The 1,564-nt window shown below is 73.1% G+C and carries 2 protein-coding genes; one reads left to right on the forward strand and one right to left on the reverse strand.

What is annotated here, in order from left to right:
• A partial coding sequence (locus AC2W7G_RS15945; protein WP_485869299.1) for an acyl-CoA carboxylase subunit beta occupies positions 1 to 1,298 on the reverse strand: 1,298 nt, incomplete at its 3' end.
• Between the two features lie 151 nt (positions 1,299 to 1,449).
• On the opposite strand from AC2W7G_RS15945, the gene AC2W7G_RS15950 reads away from it, so the two are divergent.
• On the forward strand, positions 1,450 to 1,564 hold a 115-nt coding region (locus AC2W7G_RS15950), incomplete at its 3' end, for an SDR family NAD(P)-dependent oxidoreductase (RefSeq protein ID WP_485869300.1).

A 1,564-nucleotide genomic window follows, 5' to 3' on the forward strand; every position in this document is an offset into this window, starting at 1 on the left:
GGTGCAGCAGCGCGACGGGCGCCGCCGGGGCCCATGACCGCGATCTCGGAGCTGGCCCAGGCCCAGGACGCGTCCGCGCCCAGCGAGCTGGCGCCCATGGCGATGTACGCGCCGCCGTACGCCTTGCGCACCACGACGGTGAGCACGGGCGACTCGGCCTCGGCGTAGGCCTTGAGCATCTTGGCACCGTGCGTGATGACGCCGCGGCGCTCCTCGACGGTGCCGGGCAGGAAGCCGGGGACGTCGACGAAGGTGAGGACGGGCAGGCCGAAGCGCGAGCAGAACTCGACGAATCGGGCGGCCTTGACGGCGCTGATCGCGTCGAGGATGCCGCCGCGGGCCGCGGGCTGGTTGGCGACGACGCCGACCGGGCGTCCGTCGAGACGACCCAGGACGGTCAGCATGCTGCGGCCGTGGTCGGGCATGAGCTCGAGCCGGTCGCCGGCGTCCAGGACGCCGTCGAGCAGCTCGTGCATGTCGAACACGATGCTGGACTTCTCCGGCACCAGGTGCGGCAGCGCCTGCGCGGCGACCTCGTCGGCCGGACGGGCCGGGCCGACGTTCTGGGCACCGCCCTTGTGGCTGGGCAGGAACGAGAGCAGGCGGCGGGTGGCCTGGAGCGCCTCGGCCTCGGAGTCGACGGCCAGGTGGGCGACGCCGCTCTCGATGGCGTGCATGTCGGCGCCGCCGATGGCCTCGGCCGTGGCGTCCTCGCCGGTGGCGGCACGGACGATCTCGGGGCCGGTGAGGAACATGTGCCCCTGCTCGCGGACCATGATCGTCCAGTCGGTCAGGGCCGGCGAGTACGCGGCGGCGCCGGCGCACGGGCCGACGATGACCGAGATCTGCGGGACGACGCGCTGGGCCTCGACGTTGAGCTTGAAGATCCCGCCGCAGCCGTGCAGGGCGAAGATGCCGTCGTGGATGCGGGCGCCGCCGGAGTCGTTGACGTAGACGATCGGGTAGCCGCGCTCGATGGCCAGGCGCTGGGCCTTCATGACGCCCTCGGCGAGAACCGGGCCGATGGCGCCGGACGCGACCGCGGCGTCGTGGCTGGCCACGACCACCGGACGTCCGTCGACCAGGCCCCAGCCCGCGACGACGCCCGAGCCGGCACCACCGGTCGACCGCATGGGGGTCATCTCGACGAACGTGCCCGCGTCGAGCAGCATCTCAGCCCGCTCACGCGCGGTGTGCTCGCGGCGGCCGCGGGGCTCGACGCGCACGGCGCGCTCGGCACGGCGCTGCAGGAGGACGTCGCGCGGTCCGGCGGGCGCGGCGTCCTGGGCGGTGGTCACGGCAGGCTGCGTCAAAAGAGTCTCCAAAACATGAGGTTTCCCTCAACATAACACGAACATGAGGAACCCCTCGCGTTTCACCGCGCCGTGTCCTGCACCACGCCGTGCGCTACGGTGACCTAAGCAAGCGCTTAGCGACCCCAGGAGAGCCATGACCGAGTCCCGTACCGCCATCGTCACCGGCGCCGCCCGCGGCATCGGTGCCGCCGTCGCCGCCCGCCTCGCCGCCGACGGCCACGCCGTCGCCGTCCTCGACGCCGCCTACG

Source organism: Aeromicrobium sp. PFPM2_SD2 (assembly GCF_057364525.1).